The sequence below is a fragment of the Campylobacter sp. CNRCH_2015_0338h genome (assembly GCF_025772785.1).
GTDB lineage: Bacteria > Campylobacterota > Campylobacteria > Campylobacterales > Campylobacteraceae > Campylobacter_D.
This window is the reverse complement of the sequence record NZ_JAKMST010000003.1, coordinates 48,074-69,201: the sequence shown is the minus strand read 5'-3', so window position 1 is coordinate 69,201 and position 21,128 is coordinate 48,074. Positions and strand designations below refer to the sequence as shown.

Below are 21,128 nucleotides of genomic sequence, written 5' to 3'. Positions count from 1 at the left end.
GCATAAAAATATAAAAATTCTATAAAATTACTTATTTTTGCTAATTTTAAGAATTTTTTGATAAAATTACTCTTTTATTTTGCGCCCATAGCTCAGCTGGATAGAGCATTTGATTGCGGTTCAAAAGGTCAGAGGTTCGAATCCTCTTGGGCGTACCACTTTACTTACATTCTTTGTCTATAAAATTCTTTTCTAAAATTTTCAAATTCATCTTTGATAATAGCTTCACGCATTTGCTTTACCAAATTTAGATAATAATGCAAATTATGAATACTTGCGAGTCTAAAAAAGGTTAATTCTTTAGCTTTAAATAAATGATTTAAATAAGCCCTTGAAAAATTCTTACATGTATAGCAAGAACATTTGCTGTCTATAGGAGCATGATCAGTGATAAAATTTGCTTTTTTGATATTAAATTTTCCAAAGCTAGTAAATAAAGTTCCATTTCTTGCATTTCTTGTTGGCATCACACAATCAAACATATCAACACCTCTTGCTACATTTTCTACCAAATCTTCAGGTGTGCCAACTCCCATTAAATATCTAGGGCGATTGTTATCCACATAAGGCATCATAGCTTCAACCGTATCATACATAGCCTCATTTTCTTCTCCTACGCTCAATCCACCTATAGCAAGTCCATCAAAATCCATCTCACAAAGTGCTTGAGAACAAATTTTTCTAGCTTCAAAATCCGTTCCACCTTGGATAATACCAAAGATATTTTGCCCTATTCCTACACCTTGGTTTTGCTTTAATTTATGATAATCAATAGCTTCTTTTGCCCATTTTATAGTACGTTTTAAAGAAAGCTCTATCCTTTCTTTACTTGTAGGCAAAGCCACTAAATCATCTAAAATCATCATAATGTCTGAGTTAAAATCATACTGAGCATCTAAAACACTTTGTGGAGTAAAATAATGCAAACTTCCATCAATATGACTTTTAAATTGAATTCCTTTTTCATCAGGTTTGGAATTTTTACTTAAAGAAAAAGCTTGAAAGCCTCCACTATCTGTTAAAAAAGATCCATTAAATTTACTAAAACCATGCAAGCCACCCATTTGTTTAATCACCTTAGATCCTGGTCTTAAATACAAATGATAAGTATTTGCTAAAATGATTTTTGCGTTTAAAATCTCACTCATATCAACAGCATCTAAACTTTTAATCGCAGCCAAAGTTCCAACTGGCATAAAGATGGGAGTTAAAATTTCACTATGTGTAGTTTTTATACGACAAGCTCTAGCATTTGCACTTTTATATTGAACTTCAAATTCCATTGATTTTCCTATATTTTTTACATAATCATACCAAAGACTTGCTTATAAGTTTTTTTGAAAGAAAGCCTGTTTTTAACAGGCTTAAGATTTTAGTAGTTTTTTACAAATTCAACGATTTTTTCACAACCTTCAATAATATCTTTTTCATTAGTTGCATAAGAGAGCCTAAAATACCCTTCCATGCCAAAACCAATACCTGGCACCAAAGCTACTTTTTGCTCTTCTAGCAGTCTTTTACAAAATCTCATAGAATCATTATCAACTTCTTTGCAAGATATAAATAAATAAAAAGCTCCTTGTGGAATTTGTTCTAATTTTAACTTATCACTTTTGGCTAAAATTTCACACGCTAATTCTCTACGCTTTAAAAAGGCTTGCCTCATCATTTCAATATCGCTATCTGCTTTTCCAAGCAAGGCCGGTAAAGCTGCATGCTGAATGATTGAGCAGATATTTGAAGTGCTTTGTCCTTGTAATTTTTTAACAGCATTATTAAACTCACTCATTTTGCTTGCCATATAGCCAAAACGCCATCCTGGCATAGCACCGCATTTACTAAGACCATTAATACTTACAGTTCTATTTAAAGCATCTTCGCTCACTTGTGCAAAAGCACAAAATTCTCCATCATAAACTAATTTTTCATAAATCTCATCACTCAAAACCACGATTTTAGTTCCCTCTAAAACCTTAGCTAAAGCAGTAATTTCTTCTTTAGAATATATAGCACCTGTAGGATTTGATGGGGAATTAAACATCAAAACCTTTGTTTTTGGAGTAATAGCTTGTTTTAATTGCTCAGGAGTAATTTTAAAGCCATTTTTTGCTTCACCTTCTATAAACACAGGAGTTCCACCTGCAAATTTCACCATTTCAGGGTAACTTACCCAATAAGGACTTGGTATAATAACCTCATCACCTTCTTCAACTAAACACTCAATTGCCATAAACAAAGAATGTTTAGCACCAACATTAGTAATGATTTCACTTGCTTTATATTCTAAATTATTATCATTTTTAAATTTATATTGTATAGCTTCTATAACTTCTTTTATACCCACAACTGGCGTATAAGCCCCGCAACCTTTTTCAATAGCTTCAATTGCTGCTTTTTTAATGATTTCTGGAGTATCAAAATCAGGCTCACCTGCTGAAAAACTAATAACTTTTTCACCATTTGCTTTTAAAGTTTTGGCTATATCAGTCATTACTAAAGTTAAGGATTCTCCTAGATTTTGAGATCTTTGACTTAGCATTTTTTATCCTTTATTTTTGCTTTGATTTTTATTTGTGTTAATTGTTACAACTTGGAGCTTAAAAAAATCTACGAATAAAATTAAGAGTGTATATTTTTATAAATTTGTGTAGAAACTATACATTTTCTACACATAAAAATTTTATATTGTTTCTTTGAGTAATTATTCCAAAGCTTCTATATCGCTTTCATTATGATGGATAAAACGCTCATCTTTTTCTATAGTTTCAACCAAACGCCCTACTCTTTCCCATCTAACTTTTTTATTTTCATCCCATGAAAAATAAATAAACCAAGGTTGACCAACTATATATTTATAATCTACACTCCCCCAAAATCTACTATCACTAGAGTGATCACGGTTATCTCCCATCATAAAATACTCATTTTCAGGAACTTTATAATAATAAGCATTAAAACCATAAATATTATTAGCACCTAATTCATCAAAAGAAGCGGGCTTCATAGCAAATTGACCTAAATTTAAATAGCGAAAAAATACACTTTCTATATCCACTCTAGAATCATAATGTATTCCTTTTTCTACAAAAGGTTCTTTTACAAAAAGCCTTCCGCCTATGATTTTTGTTTTATTAGGATAATAATCTTTCATATATTCATCACCCTCAACCATACGCACATATAAGGTTTTATTTGCAAAAATAACCTCATCTCCGCCCTTAGCCACACATCTTTTTACATAGTGGATTTTTGGCTCATGTGGATATCTAAATACTACAATATCTCCTCTTTTAGGACCCTCAGCACTTACTAAATGTCCATTTTTATTAAAATCAGGTAAAACAGGCACTTCTATCCAAGGAATATGCGGAGTTGGAATACCATAAGAGAATTTTTTTACAAATAAAAAATCCCCCACTAATAAAGTATTTTTCATAGAACCACTTGGTATGGTAAAAGCTTGTATAAAGAAAAATATAATCAATAAAACAACTATTAAAGTTCCTGTCCAAGATTGCGTAAATTTATAGATTTTTTTCAGAAAATTCATTTTTTAATCCTATTTTTAGCTGATTTTATAGTATTTTCTAAAAGCATTGCTATAGTCATAGGTCCTACTCCACCTGGTACAGGAGTAATATAACTAGCTTTTTTGCTTACATTTTCAAAATCAACATCACCCACTATTTTCCCATCAACCCTATTAATCCCTACATCAACTACTATCACACCCTCTTTAACCATATCTTCTTTTAAAAGATTTGGACAACCTGCCGCTACGATGATAATATCAGCATTTTTTGTATAAGCTTTTAAATCTTTTGTATAAATATGACAAATACTCACACTAGCATTAGCATTTAATAAAAGCGTAGCCATAGGACGACCTACTATATTAGAAGCTCCTATTACAATCACATCAGCACCTTGTAATTTTATATCATAATGCTCTAAAATTTTCATAACACCCAAAGGCGTACATGGCAAAAAACCACCTTTTAAATTTAAATTTAAATTCCCGACATTAAAAGGATGAAAACCATCTACATCTTTATTGAAATTAATACTTTCTAGGATGATATCTTTATTAATATGTGCTGGTAATGGAAGCTGAACTAAAATTCCATCAACACTATCATCATGATTTAAAGTATTAATCAAAGCCAAAAGTTCATTTTGAGTTGTGTTTACATCAAGTCTATAAACCAAAGACTTAATCCCACATTGCTCGCAAGCCTTTGCTTTAGAACCCACATAAGTAGCACTAGCAGGATCTTCACCTACCAAAATCACGGCCAAACAAGGCTCTATACTTTGGGTTTTAAGTTCTAATACTTCTTGTTTTAGATTATTTTTTATCTCATCACTTAACTTTTTACCATCTAAAAGTGTCATTTCTTTCCTTAAATTTATAGCTTTCTTTAACTTAAAAAATTGTATCATAATAAAACTTCTTTTTTGTTAAAGGTGATAAATGAAAATTATTTTATTTTTGTTTTTTATAGTTTATGGTGTTTGGGCTGAAGATTTTATCTCACCTAAAGAATACCAAGAATCCCTTTACAAAAATCCAAGAGGCATAAGTTGTGCTAAATGTCATGGTGATGGAGGACAACAAACACTAGGATATTATACTAAAAATGGAGAAAAAACTCCTTTTATAGTGCCAAGTATTAAAAACACTCCTTATACACGTTTTAGAGAAATTCTAAGCCAACCTCAGGAAGCAAAAAGCATTATGCCGACTTACTCATTAACAGAAGATGAGATGAAATCGCTTTATGATTATATTACTAACAACAAAAGGAGTAAAAAATGAAAAATAATAAAAAAGCCTTTGAAGAAGCTTGTGAATATATAGCAGGCGGGGTTGATTCTCCTGTGCGTGCTTTTGCAAGTGTAGGTAGCAATCCTTTATTTATCAAGCAAGGAAAAGGTGTTTATATTAGCGATATAGAAGATAATACTTATATAGATTATGTACAAAGCTGGGGACCTTTACTTTTTGGACATTGTGATGAGGATATTGAAAAAGCTTGTAAAAAAGCTTTAGAACATGGTTCAAGCTTTGGCGCACCAACCCTAGCTGAAACTAAATTAGCTAAATTTATCCTAAAAGATTGGCCGCATTTAGACAAAATACGCTTTGTAAGTAGTGGCACAGAAGCTACTATGAGTGCTATTCGTCTTGCAAGAGGATTTAGCAAAAAAGATAAAATCATCAAATTTGAAGGATGTTATCATGGGCATTCTGATTCTTTACTAGTAAGTGCTGGAAGTGGCGCCGCTACTTTTAACACCCCAAGCTCACTAGGAGTATTAACCGATGTAGCTAAAAATACTCTAGTAGCTATTTATAATGACATTGATAGTGTTAAAAACTTAATCAATAATGATGATAATATAGCTTGTATCATTATAGAGCCAATTGCAGGAAACATGGGCTTAGTACCTGCTAAAATAGAATTTTTACAAGAGCTAAGAAAACTATGTGATGAGCATCAAATTCTTTTAATTTTTGATGAAGTTATGAGTGGTTTTAGAGCTTCATACCTAGGCTCTTTTGGAATTAATAATATAAAAGCTGATATAGTAACTTTTGGTAAGGTTATAGGCGGAGGTATGCCTGCGGCTGCTTTTGCTGCAAGAGCTGAAATTATGGATTTATTAAGTCCTTTGGGCGGGGTATATCAAGCAGGAACACTAAGTGGCAATCCTCTTGCTATGGCTGCAGGTTATGCGAGCTTAAAAAAAGCAAGAAATTATGAAGGTTTATATGAAAAATTAGAAAAACTAGGTAAAAGACTTACTCAAGGCTTTAAAGAAGCTGCAAATGATTGCAAAATTCCTTTGCAAGTTAATTGCGTTGGTTCTATGTTTGGATTTTTCTTTTGTGAAAACCCTGTTAATAATTATCAAGATGCTTTAAAATCAGATACTAAATTATTTGCTAAATTTCATGCACAAATGCTAAGCAAAGGTGTGTATTTAGCACCATCTCAATTTGAAACAGGTTTTATATGTGAATGTATGGATAAAAAAATCATTGATAAAACCATACAAGCAGCACAAGAAAGTTTTAAAGCCCTATGAATAAAAGACAAAAAATCATTCGCAAAGGTATAGAAGCTGCAGATGGATTAAGCCTTGGCATATCCATGGTTGTAGCTGTTTTAATCGGAGTTGGCATAGGCTATTTTTTAAAAAACTTAACCGGCATTATTTGGCTTTTTTGGGTAGGAGTGTTTATAGGAGTAGCTGCAGCGATTTTAAATGTTTACAAAGCTTACAAAGCACAAGTAAAAAGCTATGAGGAATTTAAAGAAGAAAATCGCTATAAAGATTTAAAAAATGATCCTAAAGCCTAAAATTTTACTAAAACTCTTGCTAGGATTGAATTTACTTTTCTTAGCAGGAGTTTTTTTCTATAAAGAATTAAGCTTTAAAACCTTTATAAGCTTTGAATTTGGATTTTTGGCTCAAAATTTAATCATTCTGATATCTTTTTTAAATTATAAAAATTTTATTTTTAAAGCAGCTAAAAATTATGATTTTACACAAAGGCCTTTGCAAATTTTTGCTAAAAAACAACATTCTTTGCCAAAAATTATAAAATTTATCCATATAGATGACGATTTAAAACCAAAATTTAAAAGTATTTTTAAAAACGCATTAGCTTTTTTTTCTTTGTTTAAAATTTTTGCTTATGTATTTTTAATAGCAGGATTTTTATTTTTAGAGTTTCAAGGCTTAATGAGTATTTTTGCCTTGTTTTGTGCAATGTTTGTCACACCCATAGCGGTATTAATATATAATTTTTTAATAAGAAAATGTTGAGCTCAAAGAGAACGATTAGATCATTAACTGCATTGTTTTTTGGTATGATTTTTGTTTTTATAGGAAGTGCTTTAACGGTAAATTCTATAGCAATTATTTTAAAACATAACGATGTTAGTAATTTTTATATAGGGATAATAGGAAGTTGTTATTTTCTTGGTGCTATGGTAAGCACTATTAGTGCTCATAGGATAGTCTCTAAAGTAGGACATATAAGATCTTTTGGAATTTTTGCCATCATTTTTGGTATAGCTACTATGCTTCATAGTTTAAACTCTAATCTTTATTTTTGGATGGTTTTGAGATTTTTGCTTGGTTTTTGTTACTATGCACTTTTAATGGTCATAGAATCATGGCTTAATGAAAAAGCAAAAAATGCTATTCGCTCAAGAGTAATAGCCTTTTATGAAGTAGTATTTTATTCATCATCAGGCTTTGGAATTTTACTTATGTCATTTGACTTCCCAAGTAATACAGTATTTATTTTAAGCGCTAGTTTTATTATGTTTGCTTCTATTCCTTTATTTTTAATCCGTATTAAAGAGCCGGTTTTACCACAAAAAACCAAAATTTCCATCCCTAAAGTTTTTGATATAGTGCCTTTAGCTTTAGTGACAAGCTTTATAGCAGGTATGCTTTTAAATGGATTTTTCTCCATGGCTTCTTTATTTATACTTATACAAGGATTTGGCGCAAAAGAGGCGTCGATTTTTATATTTTGTACCATGTTAGGAGGGTTTATATCTCAACTTTTCATCGGAACCCTTTCTGATAAAATTAGTCGTAAATTTGCTATTATTTTATGTGCTTTTACCGCTTTAAGTGCTATGCTTTGTATTTTGTTATTAAGTTATAATATTTATTTAAAATACTTTTTTAGCTTTTTACTAGGTATGGGTATGTGTTGTTTATACGCTCTTTCTTTAGCCAGAGCAAATGATATGCTTGATGATTCTAGCAAAAGAGTTGAGCTAGGTAGAGCCGTTCTTTTTACTTATTCTTTTGGCGCTTTATTTGCGCCTGCTGTGCTTGGAACTTTGATGTATTATTTTGAAGGCAATGGTTTTATGTATTTTTACATCGTTTTATTGACTGTTTTAATTGCCTTTGCTATAGATAAACCAAAATTTAAAAATCTAACCAAATTTAAAAGAAAACCAGGTAATATGGTAATGCTAGATGATAACTAATATTTCTAACAATCAAAATCAATTTGCAAAAAACGAAACAAACAAAGAGAACAAAAGCGAGAAATCAGACAAAAAAACCTCACTTATTGATGCTTTAAAAAATCCTTTATTTTCTAAAAATGATCCCGAAATCAAATTACCTAAAGATTATGTAAGCAAAATCGATCAAAAATTACAAGAATTATTAAATAAACTTTTAGATCAAATCAAAACCAACAAAGATCCTGATTTAGCAGTATTAAAAAATCACAAAGATTTAAATTTTGCACCTAATTTTGCCAATGAAGTTAAAAAACTTCAAGCAGAGCTTTCTAAAAAACCTGAATTTGAAAAACTGCTTAAAGTTTTAGAAGATCTAGTTAAACCCGCTAAAGATATCAACAATAAAAATCTTTCATCTTTGGTAAAAAATTCAGGTGTATTTTTAGAAGCAAAACTCAATCATTCTTTAAAAGAGCAAAATTTACCACAAAGCTTTTTTAATCTTTTAAATACCATAAAAGGAGCTACTAGTGAAAATCTAAAACGCGATATAAGTAATTTAGATCTTAAAAATCTTGACACCACAAGTACACTGAAAGAACTTATTCACATCTTACAAAATCACAAAAAAGATAATAAAATTTCTTTAGAAAATACAAACTACAAGACACTTTTTAAACTATTTGATAAAATAGAAAATTTTAAAAACTATATCAATAAAAATCCAAACTCCATTAATCAAGAAAAGCTACAAAATATTGCTAATAATTTCATTAAAAATCTTAATAAAAATTTAGCACTTATCAATAAAGAACTAGCCAAACCTGAAAATATAAAAATTCAAAATACGCATATACTAAAAGAACTTAGTCAAAACATTAAAGATCTTATAACGCTTTTAAAAGATATCAAAAATCACAAAAACAAAACTGAAACAACACAAGAAAATTTAAATAAAACTCCACATACTAAAGACATCAAAGAAGAGTTAAAAGAGGAAATAAAAACTCCACAAAAAAACACAGAGGATAAAAAAGAAACTCAACAAAAACAAGAAAGCATAGTAAAAGATAAAGAAATTCAAAACACAAAAGAAGAAAAAACACCACAAAGCAAAGATATCAAAGAAAATCCTAAAGAAGAACCAAAAACACTACAAAAAAATGCTGAAGAACCAAGCAAAAATGATAGCAAAAGTCAAAATTTGCAAACAAATAACACTAAATTGGAAGATATATTTAAAAGTACTTCAGGCAAAATTTTACTAGAAGATATTTTCAAACAAAATGTAAGTAAAAATCTTAATTTTAGCCAAAATTTGCAAGAAGAGCTTTTAAATAATCTAAACAAAGAATTAGGCCTAATAGGAAGAAAACTCAATGAGGTTTTAAAAGCTTTAGATCCTAAAAATCATGAAGCAAAAAATTCTTTAGATGATATAAAAAACATAGAAAAAAAATTAGAACTTTCTATAAAAGATCTTGGAAAAATTACTCCAAAAGATAGCACAGAAATTTCTTCAGAATTACAAAAAGATATCAAATCCACTCTTTTGCAAGTTTCTAATCTAGCTAAAAATTTAGACAATGAAAGCATACTAAATCAAGCAAATCGTCTTATAGCTCAGCTTGAGTTTAATCAGCTTTTATCTTTAGCCAATAATAGCATTCATACTTTTTTACCTTTCTTTTGGGATGATTTAGAAAAATCTAATGTAGTCTTTAAACGTGGCAAAAAAGATAAATTTTATGCACAAATTAATCTTGAATTTGAAAAATTAGGAAAAATCAATGTATTTTTATCTCTAAGTAATGATAAATACATCGATATAAATATGATGATAGAAAATGCTAATTTTAGAAAAAAACTTTACGAAAGAGCGCATGAGCTAAAAAAAGCCTTGGTTAAAGTAGGACTTCTAAGCTCTAATTTTTTCATCAGTGATATAGTTAAAAGCAAATTTCACAATCAAGAAGAATACAATGACTTTAATATGGGTTTTGATACAAGGGCTTAAAAATGGCTAAAAAAACAAAAAAAGCTGTTGCGCTAGGCTATAACAAAGAAGATCAAAATGCACCAAAAATTCTAGCTAATGCTAAAGGTGAAAACGCTGCTAAAATCATCTCTTTAGCTAAAGAAAATGGCATACCCATAAAAGAAGACAAAGACTTAGTAGAAGTTCTTAGCAAGCTTGACTTGGGCGATGAAATCCCACCTAATATGTATAAAGCAGTGGCTGAAATTTTTGCCTTTTTATATAAAGTTGCTAATGAAGATGAGACTAAGCAAAATCCGCAATCTTCTTAGAAAATTCAACTTGCTCATAAGCGTTTTTACTAAATTTTAAAAACCCTTTTTGGGCAATTAAAACTATCGTCGAACCTAGCTCAAAATTTCCAAGCCTTTGACCTTTTTTTGCAAAAAGCCCATCATAAGTATGAGTAAAATCAAAATTTGCAGCATTAGTTTGTATACTAGTATCAAAACTAAAATGCATTTTACCTACATTTAGCGCACCCACAAATACCATCCAAAGTATAAATTTTCCTTCCACTAAGCACTTTAAAACTACTCTTTCATTTTTAGTATAAAGGTTTATAATCTTAGCCAACTTTGCCTCACTCACACTAAATAAAGCCCCGCTCATATAAGTAGCACTTAAAATTTGCATATTACAAGGTGCGTGATAATGATGATAATCTTTTGGAGATAGATAAATATTTGCATAATCTATGCCATTTTCTAATTCTTCTTTGCTAGCTGAGTTTTTTAAAAGCTCTTCTATGCTATAACTTGAACCTTTAATGCTAAAGGCTAAATTTTCTTTTAAGTCATTTTGAAAACTACTTCCAAGTTCTAAAATTTTACCATCACTTGGACTTACAAAGCCATCTTCTAATTCTCGCTCATTTAACAAAGTTCTTGTAAATAAAGCATTTAAGCTCTCATATTCTTCTAAGGATTTAAATTCACTCATATTGATATTAAAAGCATTCACATAAGCTTTATTAATGTTTTTTTGTATGATTTTTGGAAATTTATATTTTGCTATGATTCCAAACATTTTTGAAGCACTATTGCTAAATCCCACTCATTCTCCTTTTAATCTAATCAAAGCTATCTCACTAGGAGCTAAAAATCTCACAGCAGGCCCCCAAAATCCAGCCCCACTGCTTACATAAAGCAAACTATCTTTGCTTAATTTATAAAGCCCATACACAAAGCCTTGCTCTAAATATACTAGCAAAGAAAAAGGGAAAATTTGTCCTGCGTGTGTATGTCCTGATAAAATCAAATCAAACCCACTCACATCATAAGTTTTTACATATTTTGGCTGATGCGTGATTAAAATATTAACTTTTTCTTGATTGATTTGAGTTTTAATTTTTTCTATATTGCTTTCTTTAAAACCCAAACGTTTAGCAGCCAAATCCAAAGTCCCACTTAAAGTAAAATCTCCAAAATCAATACTTTCATCTTCTAAAACTTTGAAATTTTTAAGCGTTTTAAGCTTTTTGCTTATTGCATTTATATCATTATAATACTCATGATTTCCATAAACAAAATAAGTACCATATTTTGATTTAAAATTTTCTAATAAATTAATATAAGACATACTAGCTATATCTGCATCGATTAAATCCCCAGCTATGATGATTATATCAACATTTAAAGCATTAACCTCATCAATTAAGGTTTTTAAAAAATCTTCACCTAAATTTTTCCCTAAATGCACATCAGAAAGCAAAGCTATGTTTAAATCTTCTTTTAAATTTTTAATTTTAATATCTACCTCATTAACCTTAGGTGTGCTAATAGCATTTACAAAGCCTTTAAACACCATACTAACGCTAAGTATAATAAGCCAAGAATCAAAAATTAATTTTAAAAACTTTCTTCTTTGAAGGCTAAAAATTTGCTCTTTTTTATTTTCGTTAAAGAAAATCCAAGAACCAATTTCAAAAACCACTCCAAAAAGCAAGAAAAAGCAAGTAATAGTAGGAAAAATAGCTAAAATATAATAAAGCTTTTCATGCAAAAAATCCCCACGCATATTTACAAAAAAGATTAATTCACATGCAAAAACCATTAAAACAAGAGCTAATACAAACTTCTTATAAGGTTTTAAAAAATCAACCTTACTTAAAAATCTTTTATAAATATACCAATTTGCCAAAGCAAAAAATAAAACTAATAAAGTAAAAAAAACAAACACTCTCATAGCGTAATTTTATTTAAGCAAAATTAATACTTTTTAAAGTAAAATCGCAAAAAAACATTTGGGAAAGAAATTTGGCTTTAATAGATTTAATCGATGCAAATAAGAAATTTAATACAAAAATAGTTTTAGAAAATGCAAATTTTAGTGCAAATTTAGGAGAAAAAATCGCCATTATAGGCAAAAATGGCGAAGGAAAATCAAGTTTTTTAAAAGCCCTTATGGGAACTTTAAAACTAGATAGCGGTAGAGTGATTAAACAAAATAACGCTAGCATAGGTATGCTAAGCCAACAAGTAAGCTTTGAAAGCACCTTAAGCGTGAGTGAGGCTATCAAAAAAGAACTTGAAGAAATTTACCAAGCCTTAAAAGAATTTGAAAACTATAATGAAAAACTAGCTCTTGATCCTGAAAATAAAGAATATTTAAAGAAAGTAGATGAATTAAGTTTATTTATAGATTCAAAAGATGCATGGAATTTAGACCAAAAAATACAAAGAATACTAGAAGAGTTTAAACTATTAGAGTATAAAGACAGAGCACTTTGCTCTTTAAGCGGAGGAGAGATAAGACGTGTAGGACTTTGCACGCTTTTGCTGAAAAATCCTGATATATTATTGCTTGATGAGCCAACTAATCATCTAGATGTATATATGAGTAGCTTTTTAGAAGAAAGATTGAAAGCTTCTAAAATGTGTGTTATTTTCATCTCTCATGATAGATATTTTATCGATGCAATAGCTCAAAAATGTGTAGAAATAGAAGCAGGAAAATTAAGCGTTTTTGAAGGCGGATACACACAATATCTAGAAAAAAAAGCAGCTATTTTAGCTTCCTTAGCTAAAAGTCATGAAACCTTACTTAAGCAACTAAAAAGCGAAGAAGAATGGTTAAGAAGAGGAGTTAAAGCTAGACTTAAACGTAACGAAGGGCGTAAAGAACGCATTTTTAAAATGCGTGAAGAAGCCAAGAAAAACCCAGGAGCTATCAAACGCTTACAACTTGAGATTAAAAGAGCAAGTAAAAATTTCAACCAAACCCAAAGTCAAAATCGTAAAAAAATGCTTTTTGAACTTAAAAATATCTCAAAATCTATCGCTAACAAGACACTTTTTAAGGACTTTAATGCACGAATTTTACAAGGTGAACGCATAGCCATAGTAGGTAAAAATGGCTGTGGTAAATCTACTTTTTTAAAAATTTTACTTGATCAAATTCCACTTGATAGTGGAGAAATTAAAAGAGGTGAAGTTAAAATAGGCTATTTTGATCAAAGCAGAAGCTTACTCAATACCGATAAAAAACTTTTAGAAATTTTTTGCCCAAATGGCGGTGATCATATTCAAGTGCGTGGTAAAAATATGCATGTTTATGGATATTTAAAACAATTTTTATTTCCAAAAGAATTTTTAGAACAAAGTGTGTGTGTGTTAAGTGGGGGCGAGAAAAACAGAGTTGCCTTAGCCTTGCTTTTTACTAAAGAATATGATGTATTAATCTTAGATGAACCAACAAATGATTTGGACATAGCTACAATTAATATTTTAGAAGAATATTTACTTTCTTTTGAAGGTGCGATTTTGCTTGTATCACATGATAGATACTTTGTTGATAAAATAGCAACTAAACTTTATGCTTTTGAAGAGAATGCAAAGATTAACATAGAAGTTCTTTCTTATAGTGAGTATTTAGAAAATGAAAAAGAATACAAGGACTTTGAAAAATTTTCCAAAAGTTTAGAAACAAACACCACAACAAGTGTAAAAACAAAAGAAAAATCAAATAAAAAACTAAGCTATAAAGAAAATGAAATCTTAAACTCATATCCTGATAAAATTCATAAATTAGAAGAAGAAATCAAAGAAATCAAAAATGCCCTAAGCAATCCTGCAATCTATCAAGAACTAGGTATAAATACCCTTTATGAAAAACTAAATTCCTTAGAAAATGAACTTAGTATTTTAGAAGAAGCTTATTTTGAGATTTTAGAAAAAAGTGAAAATACTGATTAACTTTATATATTTTAAATAAGATAAAATTACTCAAATTTATTTAAGGAAAAACTATGACTTTAATATCTATTTTATGTATTTATACAGCTTTTTTGTTTTTTATATCTTATATACAAATTTCTTTTTTAAAAAAAGAAAGAGAAAAACAAGCAATTATTTTAAATGAGCATGATTATAAAAATTCTGCAAATATCGCCATAGAAAATGAAAAATACAAAATCTTTTCTAATCTTTATAATCTGATGATTAACATTTCTTGGATTAGCTTTGGCTTTTTGTATTTAAAAGAAATTTTCATCAAAGAAAATTCTACCTTAGAAAATACTTTATTTTTGCTTGCATTTTTATTGATTATTAGTATTTTAAATTTACCACTTAGTTATTATGAAAGCTTTATAAAAGATAAAAAACACGGCTTTTCAAATATGACTTTAGCACTTTTTATTAAAGACAGCATTAAATCTTTAGCTCTAATGCTTGTTTTTGGCTTTTTAATCATCTATGCCTTAGTATTTTGCTTTGAATTTTTTAACACATACTGGTGGGTAGTGGCTTTTGCTCTAAGTTTTATAATTATACTTATTATAAATCTCATCTACCCTACACTTATTGCACCTATGTTTAACAAAATGAAAAAACTTGAAGATGAAAATTTATTAGAAAAAATCACTAATTTAATGCAAAAATGTGGCTTTAGTGCAAATGGTGTTTATGTTATCGATGCAAGCAAAAGAGATAAAAGATTAAATGCTTATTTTGGTGGCTTATTTAAAAGCAAAAGAGTAGTGCTTTTTGATACACTTTTAAATGCTTTAAAAGAAAAAGAACTCATCGCTGTTTTAGGTCATGAGCTAGGACATTTTGTGCATAAAGATTTACTAAAAATGTTATTTTCTAGTGCTTTGATGCTTTTTGCTTTATTTTTTATCTTTGCACATTTACCAAGCTTTTTTTATATTGAAAGTCATTTAGATGGGATTAATGCTGGAGTTTTTGCGCTTTTATTGATTTTTGGAAATATTTTTACTTTTATCATCTCTCCGCTACTTAATAAAATGAGCCAAAAAAATGAATTTAATGCTGACTTACATGGAGCAAAACTAAGCTCTAAAGAAGATATGAAAAATGCCCTTATAGCCTTAGCAAAAGAAAATAAAGCCTTTGTTAAAACAAGTAAAATTTATACTTTCTTTCATCTAAGTCATCCTTGTATTTACGATAGAATTAAAGCTTTGCAATGATTTCAATCAAACAAGCTTTAAAGCAAGCTTACGCAAAAGATCCTACCCACAAAGAATATATACTTTTTATTCTTTGTGAACTTTTGCAAAAAGATAAGGCTTGGATTTTTTTAAATCCTGAATTTCAAATCAATGAAAAAGTTTTTTTAGAATATGTAGATAGATTTTTAAATGGCGAACCTTTTGAGTATTTATTTCAAAAAACACAGTTTTATGGTTTAGATTTTTTTACTAAAAAAGGGGTTTTAATACCGCGTTTTGATAGTGAAATACTACTTGAAAGATGCTTAGAAATTTTAGATCATAACTCTTTTAAAAATATACTTGAAATTGGCTTTGGGAGTGGAATTTTAAGTATCTCTCTAGCAAAGTTAAAGCAAATTTTCATACAAGCTTGCGATATTAATCCAAAAGCGCTAGAGCTTGCTAAAAAAAATGCAGATTTTCATAATGTTTCAAATTTAATTAATTTTCAACTTTGTGATTTTAAAACTATGCAAGGAAAATTTGACTTTATTTTTTCTAATCCACCTTATATAAAAAATAATTATCCTTTGGATAAATGGGTGCAAAATGAACCGCATAATGCTTTATTTGGCGGGGATAAAGGTTGGGAAATTTTACATGAAATTATCCTTTTTGCCAAAAATCATAACACAAAAGTCTTAGCGTGTGAGTTTGGCTATGATCAAAAAGCAATTTTAAATAAAATTTTAGAAGAAAATGATTTTAAAGCTACTTTTTATCAAGATTATAATGGATTTGATAGAGCCTTTGTTGCGTGGAATTTAAAAAATTAGACTATAATTATCTTTTTATAGGAGAAAATATGAAATCAATATATTTATTTTTACTAGCAAGTTTAATTGGGATTGAAATTAGCATAGGCGTGTTTTTAGCTCCGACTATATTTTATCCTGTTAAATTCATAGGCGAAGGAGTTTTAACTCATTTTCAAAGCGGACTTTTAATGACACACATTTTTGTGCAATTTGGTTATGTTTTGCTAGGTGTGAGTGTTTTATCTGTTTTAATGGAAATTTTCTCATTTAAGGATAAAAATTTAACTTTTAAAATAAATTTTTCAAAATTTATGCTTTCTTTGATCATTTTGGCACTAAGTTTGCTTTTTGTATTTTACTTCACTGCTTATGTTTTAGAAGCACAAAGCTTAGGAGAAGAAGCAACTAAGACTCAAGAATTTATAAAAATTCATGGTGCAAGTGAAGTTGTGATGAAAATTATCATGTTATCACAAGTAATTTTGTTTTTTTTAAATTTTAAAACAAAAAAGTGATATAATAAAATAAGTCTTTAAAAGGAGTCAAAGATGAAAATAGGCGATATAGGAACAACTCAACAAAACCATTACTTAAATCAAGCGCAAAAAAGCCAAGAAAAAGCTTTAGAAAATATAGCCGCAATGCGTGCTATAGATGGGAGCGATGGGGCAAATTTAGCCATAGCTGATTCTTTAAGAAGTCAGTATAGCACCATAGATCAAGGCATTTTAAATGCTTATGATTCAGTAGGTGTTTTACAAATTGCTGATTCGACATTAAATAATATCTCAGCTACTGCAGATAGACTTAATGAGCTTTCTGTACGCTCAAATAGTGCTGCATTAAATGATAGACAAAAAAGCATGCTAAATGCTGAAGCAAATAAGCTCATCAGCTCGATCAATGATGCATTTTCAAACGCGACTTTTAATGGAAAAAATGTTTTCCAAAGTATGGATTTTGTTGTTGGATCTGGGGTTGAAAGTATCAATTTAAATCAACCAAGCACGGCAAACTTAAGCCTTGAAAACCAAGATGGAATTCGCGATTTTCAAGATCAAGTAGGTTCTTTACGCGCAGATATTGGTGCTGGGATCAATGCTATCCATTCTAATATCAACTCATCTTTGCAAACTAGCATTAACACTAAAGAAGCTGAAAGCAAATTGCAAAATAATGACTTAGCGCAAAATATTAATGATTTTAATGCAAATTACCTAAAAGAAAATGCGTTTTTGTTTGCAAATGCTCACTCAAATGTAATGCTACAAACTAAATTAGCAAGCCTACTTCAATAATAAAAACTCCCGAATAAGGGAGTTTTTTAAGGAAAAATATGCAAGATAATGCTTTATTAAAGCAAGTTTTAAAACATCCTTTATATGAAAAAATTCAAAAACTTAGTACAAAAGTTAAAAACTCAAATTATCTAATAAACGAAAGTTTTGATATTTTTTGTGATAAACGCTTAGATAATGAGATTAAGGACATTGCCTTAGAATTAAAACCTTGGCGCAAAGGACCTTTTAAAATCAATGATTTGTTCATAGATACAGAGTGGCAAAGTTTTATTAAATTTAACACATTAAAGCCTTATATGCAAGAAATCAAAGGCAAGGTGGTTGCGGATATTGGCTGCAATAATGGTTATTATATGTTTAAAATGCTTGAATTTAATCCTTCAAAACTCATAGGTTTTGATCCTTCTATTAAGTATTATTTGCAATTTTTACTTTTAAACTCTATTGCAAAAACTCCTATACAATATGAGCTTTTAGGCGTGGCTGATGTACCAAATTATGGCATAAAATTTGATGTAATTTTTTGTCTTGGCGTAATTTATCATCGCAGTGATCCTATAGCCATGCTAAAACAACTCAAGCAATCTTTAAATAAAGATGGTATAGTCTTTTTAGATACTATGTATATAGAAGATGAAAGAGAAATTGCACTTATCCCTCAAAAAACTTATTCAAAAATACCAAATATTTTTTTCATTCCGTCGATATTGGGTTTAAGAAATTGGTGTTATAGAGCTGGATTTAGTGAATTTGAAGTTATAGCAACCAAACAAACTGATTTTGAAGAACAAAGAAAAACGCAATGGATTGATTCTTATTCTTTAGATCAATTTTTAGACGAAAATGACTCAAATTTAACTTGTGAAGGCTATGAAGCACCAAAAAGAGTTTATGTTAAATTAAAGGTGTAAAAATGGCAAGAACAGTAAGTGCTGTTACTATAGAAGAGCTAATAGACCCTGAAGAATTAAATCGCATTAAATCAGAACTTATCACTTGTCCAGGGATAAATAATGCTTTAGCAGGAAGCATTTCTCATATAGAAAAAAACTTTGCTAAAGGTATCTTAATCACAACCCATGATATGGCAGTAGATGAGCTAGGATTAGTGCATAGTGGTTTTGTATTTAATGCAGCAAATTATATAGCTCAAGCTGCAATCAATAAAGAATTTAGCGTCTTAATAGGCTCAAGAAGCTTTTTTTATGCGCCTTTAAAAGTTGGAGATGTTTTAAATCTTGAAGCAAGTGCTTTATTTAGTGATGATTCAAGAAAAAGAGAGGTTAAAGTAGTTGGCTTTGTAAATGATATTAAAATTTTCGATGCATCTTTTCAAGTAATCACCACAGATGATCATATATTTAAATTAAAACAAAGTCAAAGCACAAGCTCTAGCAGTCAAAACCAACAAGAAACCTCCAAGCAAGATGCTACTCCAGAGGAATTAAATGCTGTTTTAAAAGGAATCGGGGGTTAAAGGTAAATCCACCCAATTCTTTGGGCATTCTTTATGGTAAGTCCCGCTTGCATCATAATATTCTTTACAATCATCATAAAAGCGGTTTGAAATTCCTCTTTCATTTACAAAACAACCACCAAAAAATAATGCTAAAAATCCAATGAAAAATATTTTTTTAAACATCTCTTTTCCTATTTTAATCTTATTTGTTTACGCCATTTGTAAGGCTCTATAGGATTTTCATCTACCCATAAGCCTTTTTTATTTTCTTTGGCATAATTTTGCTCATTTACATATAAATCACTATAATGCTCATAAGCCCAAGCAAAACCATTTTTAACCATAACTTGGTTGATATCTTTATCATTTAAATACACAATGGCTAAAATTCTACCATATTTATCCTCATCTTTTATATTCAAAACCACTTCTTTATTCAAGACAATTGCATTTAAAAATTGCGTAGCCATCTTTCCATAAGCTTGATCACTTTCAGGTGCATCTATACCAAAAAGTCTAATTTTAAGTTTTTCATCTTCAAATTTAGCCTCAATAGTATCCCCATCTACTACACGACTTACCTTAGCATTAATATATGAGCCACTATCATAATTTAAAATATAAGCAAAAGCAAATAAAAAAAGTGCAATTAAAAATTTCTTTGGATCTTTTAGTAAAGTTATTAATAATTTAATTTGCTTTTGAGAAATTTTCATTTAAACCTCATCTATATAAAAATATGCCATAATTACAACAAAAAGGAGATTTTATGCAAGAAATTATACAAAATTTTAAACAAATTACTCAAATACCCCATTGTAGTTTCCATACTGAAGAATTAAAAAATTTTCTTATTGATTTTGCCAAAAGTCAAAATTGCCGAGTAAACGTTGATAAAGCAGGTAATATCCATGCATATAAAGGAAAACCTAAAATTTGTTTACAAAGTCATTATGATATGGTTTGCATGGGAGAGGCTCCTAATATACAAATGTATGAAGAAAATGGATATTTAAAGGCTAAAAACTCGAGCTTGGGTGCAGATAATGGCATAGGAGTATCATTAATGATGCAAGCTTTAAAAGACTTTGAAAATATTGAATGTCTTTTTACTAATGATGAGGAAGTTGGCCTTTGTGGAGCAAATAATCTTTCACATGCTTTGATTTCAAACAAACTATTAAATTTAGATCATGAGAGTGATGATGAAGTTGTTATAGGTTGCGCTGGTGGTGTGGATATTTTTGCTAGTTTAAACTTAGAAATAGGCGAAAAAGAAGGTGAATGCTATGAAATAGAAGCAATTGATTTTAAAGGTGGGCATTCAGGGATTGATATTGTTAAAAATATTAAATCTTCTATTAAAGAAGCAAGTTATTTTATCACTCAAAACCAAGGTGAGCTTTGTGAATTTAACGCAGGTGAGAGAATCAACTCTATACCAAAACATGCTAAAATCATAGCATTTTTTAAAAATCCCCCAAAAGAAAATAATCATTTTAAAGTGAATTATATAGGTAAAATCAAAAGGACATATTATAAAAATTCTCAAATCATTTTAAATCTTATCAATGCTTTTGCACAAGGTGTTAGAACTTTTAATCATCAATTAAATTTAGTCCAAACAAGTATCAACCTTTCGTTAGCTTATGAAAAAGAAGGTAAATTTCATTTTGAACTTTTTGCAAGGTCGAATGATTTACAAGAGCTTAAAAATATAGAATTTGAAACCTTAGCTTATTTTAAAATGCAAAATTGTGAAGTTGCAAGTGCAAATTTTTATCCGCCTTGGACCAACAAAGATACTAATTTTGGAGAAGAAATTCTAAGTTATTTCAAAAAAGAAAATCCAAACGCCAAGCTTTATACTATACATGCTGGTTTAGAATGTGGTATTATAAGTGAAAAACAACCACTAGAATGTTGCTCCATAGGCCCAAATATCCATAGCCCTCACTCAACAGATGAAAAATGTGAAATAGCTTCTATTGAAAAAATCAGCAAAATTCTTTTTGCTATCTTAAAAAATTACCAATAAGCAAAAAACCAATATTTTGACAAACAAATTCAAAATATTGGTAAATATTTATTTAAATTAATAA

General features: G+C 29.4%; 23 protein-coding genes and 1 tRNA gene. 16 read left to right on the top strand and 8 right to left on the bottom strand.

Annotated features, from left to right (window positions below; all coding sequences use genetic code 11):
* The first annotated feature begins 81 nt into the window (after window positions 1-81).
* A tRNA-Arg gene (locus L8X30_RS02835) sits at window positions 82-158 on the top strand.
* Between the two features lie 6 nt (window positions 159-164).
* On the opposite strand, the gene tgt is transcribed toward L8X30_RS02835, so the two are convergent.
* The 4 genes from tgt to folD all read right to left on the bottom strand — a co-directional run bounded on the left by tgt (window position 165) and on the right by folD (window position 4,395).
* Entirely contained in the window at window positions 165-1,283 is a 1,119-nt protein-coding gene (gene tgt / locus L8X30_RS02830) for a tRNA guanosine(34) transglycosylase Tgt (protein ID WP_263678906.1), read from the bottom strand.
* Window positions 1,284-1,372: 89 nt separating this feature from the next.
* Window positions 1,373-2,539, bottom strand: coding sequence for a pyridoxal phosphate-dependent aminotransferase (locus L8X30_RS02825; RefSeq protein ID WP_039628197.1), 1,167 nt, complete (start codon window positions 2,537-2,539; stop codon window positions 1,373-1,375).
* Window positions 2,540-2,701: 162 nt separating this feature from the next.
* Entirely contained in the window at window positions 2,702-3,550 is an 849-nt protein-coding gene (lepB, locus tag L8X30_RS02820) for a signal peptidase I (RefSeq protein WP_263678905.1), read from the bottom strand.
* Complete coding sequence (gene folD / locus L8X30_RS02815; protein WP_263678904.1) at window positions 3,547-4,395, bottom strand: bifunctional methylenetetrahydrofolate dehydrogenase/methenyltetrahydrofolate cyclohydrolase FolD; 849 nt, start codon at window positions 4,393-4,395, stop codon at window positions 3,547-3,549. Before folD ends, lepB begins: the two co-directional genes overlap by 4 nt.
* A 79-nt stretch (window positions 4,396-4,474) precedes the next feature.
* Here folD and L8X30_RS02810 point away from each other — a divergent pair, with 79 nt between their 5' ends.
* From L8X30_RS02810 to L8X30_RS02780, 7 genes are read left to right on the top strand one after another with little or no spacing between them, the layout of a single operon-like run.
* Entirely contained in the window at window positions 4,475-4,819 is a 345-nt protein-coding gene (locus tag L8X30_RS02810; RefSeq protein ID WP_257397032.1) for a c-type cytochrome, read from the top strand.
* On the top strand, window positions 4,816-6,093 hold the full coding sequence (hemL, locus tag L8X30_RS02805; protein WP_263678903.1) for a glutamate-1-semialdehyde 2,1-aminomutase: 1,278 nt from the start codon (window positions 4,816-4,818) through the stop codon (window positions 6,091-6,093). Before L8X30_RS02810 ends, hemL begins: the two co-directional genes overlap by 4 nt.
* Window positions 6,090-6,368 (top strand): AtpZ/AtpI family protein, encoded by a 279-nt coding sequence (locus tag L8X30_RS02800; protein WP_263678902.1) that lies wholly within the window; start codon window positions 6,090-6,092, stop codon window positions 6,366-6,368. Before hemL ends, L8X30_RS02800 begins: the two co-directional genes overlap by 4 nt.
* Window positions 6,352-6,837 carry a hypothetical protein gene (locus L8X30_RS02795; protein ID WP_263678901.1) on the top strand — a complete coding sequence of 162 codons (486 nt, stop codon included), beginning with the start codon at window positions 6,352-6,354 and terminating at the stop codon, window positions 6,835-6,837. The genes L8X30_RS02800 and L8X30_RS02795 overlap by 17 nt, the downstream gene beginning before the upstream one ends.
* Window positions 6,834-8,027: an MFS transporter gene (locus L8X30_RS02790; RefSeq protein WP_263679044.1), complete on the top strand. Its 1,194-nt coding sequence runs from the start codon at window positions 6,834-6,836 to the stop codon at window positions 8,025-8,027. The genes L8X30_RS02795 and L8X30_RS02790 overlap by 4 nt, the downstream gene beginning before the upstream one ends.
* Window positions 8,017-10,026 (top strand): flagellar hook-length control protein FliK, encoded by a 2,010-nt coding sequence (locus tag L8X30_RS02785; RefSeq protein ID WP_263678899.1) that lies wholly within the window; start codon window positions 8,017-8,019, stop codon window positions 10,024-10,026. The genes L8X30_RS02790 and L8X30_RS02785 overlap by 11 nt, the downstream gene beginning before the upstream one ends.
* A 2-nt stretch (window positions 10,027-10,028) precedes the next feature.
* Entirely contained in the window at window positions 10,029-10,319 is a 291-nt protein-coding gene (locus L8X30_RS02780; RefSeq protein WP_039617937.1) for a FlhB-like flagellar biosynthesis protein, read from the top strand.
* On the opposite strand, the gene L8X30_RS02775 is transcribed toward L8X30_RS02780, so the two are convergent.
* Both L8X30_RS02775 and L8X30_RS02770 read right to left on the bottom strand, forming a co-directional pair.
* Window positions 10,294-11,103 carry a phosphatidylserine decarboxylase gene (locus L8X30_RS02775; protein ID WP_263678897.1) on the bottom strand — a complete coding sequence of 270 codons (810 nt, stop codon included), beginning with the start codon at window positions 11,101-11,103 and terminating at the stop codon, window positions 10,294-10,296. The two genes, L8X30_RS02780 and L8X30_RS02775, sit on opposite strands and share 26 nt — an antisense overlap.
* Window positions 11,104-12,234, bottom strand: a complete 1,131-nt coding sequence (locus tag L8X30_RS02770) for a metallophosphoesterase (RefSeq protein WP_263678895.1) — start codon at window positions 12,232-12,234, stop codon at window positions 11,104-11,106.
* Window positions 12,235-12,305: 71 nt separating this feature from the next.
* Between L8X30_RS02770 and abc-f the strand changes: the two genes are divergently transcribed.
* From abc-f to L8X30_RS02735, 7 genes are read left to right on the top strand one after another with little or no spacing between them, the layout of a single operon-like run.
* Window positions 12,306-14,243: a ribosomal protection-like ABC-F family protein gene (abc-f, locus tag L8X30_RS02765; protein ID WP_263678893.1), complete on the top strand. Its 1,938-nt coding sequence runs from the start codon at window positions 12,306-12,308 to the stop codon at window positions 14,241-14,243.
* A 53-nt stretch (window positions 14,244-14,296) separates the two neighbouring features.
* A complete protein-coding gene (locus L8X30_RS02760; protein WP_263678891.1) occupies window positions 14,297-15,484 on the top strand; it encodes a M48 family metallopeptidase in 1,188 nt (395 codons plus the stop codon).
* Window positions 15,484-16,284: a HemK/PrmC family methyltransferase gene (locus L8X30_RS02755; RefSeq protein ID WP_263679042.1), complete on the top strand. Its 801-nt coding sequence runs from the start codon at window positions 15,484-15,486 to the stop codon at window positions 16,282-16,284. Before L8X30_RS02760 ends, L8X30_RS02755 begins: the two co-directional genes overlap by 1 nt.
* A 29-nt stretch (window positions 16,285-16,313) precedes the next feature.
* Window positions 16,314-16,781 carry a DUF4149 domain-containing protein gene (locus L8X30_RS02750; protein ID WP_263678889.1) on the top strand — a complete coding sequence of 156 codons (468 nt, stop codon included), beginning with the start codon at window positions 16,314-16,316 and terminating at the stop codon, window positions 16,779-16,781.
* 33 nt (window positions 16,782-16,814) lie between these two features.
* A complete protein-coding gene (locus tag L8X30_RS02745; protein WP_263678887.1) occupies window positions 16,815-17,564 on the top strand; it encodes a flagellin in 750 nt (249 codons plus the stop codon).
* 38 nt (window positions 17,565-17,602) lie between these two features.
* Complete coding sequence (cmoB, locus tag L8X30_RS02740) at window positions 17,603-18,478, top strand: tRNA 5-methoxyuridine(34)/uridine 5-oxyacetic acid(34) synthase CmoB (protein ID WP_263678886.1); 876 nt, start codon at window positions 17,603-17,605, stop codon at window positions 18,476-18,478.
* Between the two features lie 2 nt (window positions 18,479-18,480).
* A complete protein-coding gene (locus tag L8X30_RS02735; protein WP_263663982.1) occupies window positions 18,481-19,044 on the top strand; it encodes a hypothetical protein in 564 nt (187 codons plus the stop codon).
* Here the strand turns inward: L8X30_RS02735 and L8X30_RS02730 are convergent.
* Together L8X30_RS02730 and L8X30_RS02725 are read right to left on the bottom strand one after the other, a co-directional pair.
* The gene (locus L8X30_RS02730) at window positions 19,024-19,209 is read right to left on the bottom strand and encodes a hypothetical protein (protein WP_039668212.1); all 186 of its coding nucleotides are present in this window, start codon (window positions 19,207-19,209) and stop codon (window positions 19,024-19,026) included. The genes L8X30_RS02735 and L8X30_RS02730 overlap by 21 nt on opposite strands.
* A gap of 8 nt (window positions 19,210-19,217) precedes the next feature.
* Window positions 19,218-19,742: a thermonuclease family protein gene (locus L8X30_RS02725; RefSeq protein WP_263678885.1), complete on the bottom strand. Its 525-nt coding sequence runs from the start codon at window positions 19,740-19,742 to the stop codon at window positions 19,218-19,220.
* A gap of 53 nt (window positions 19,743-19,795) precedes the next feature.
* On the opposite strand from L8X30_RS02725, the gene L8X30_RS02720 reads away from it, so the two are divergent.
* Entirely contained in the window at window positions 19,796-21,064 is a 1,269-nt protein-coding gene (locus L8X30_RS02720) for a M20/M25/M40 family metallo-hydrolase (protein WP_263678884.1), read from the top strand.
* The last annotated feature ends 64 nt before the right edge of the window (window positions 21,065-21,128 follow it).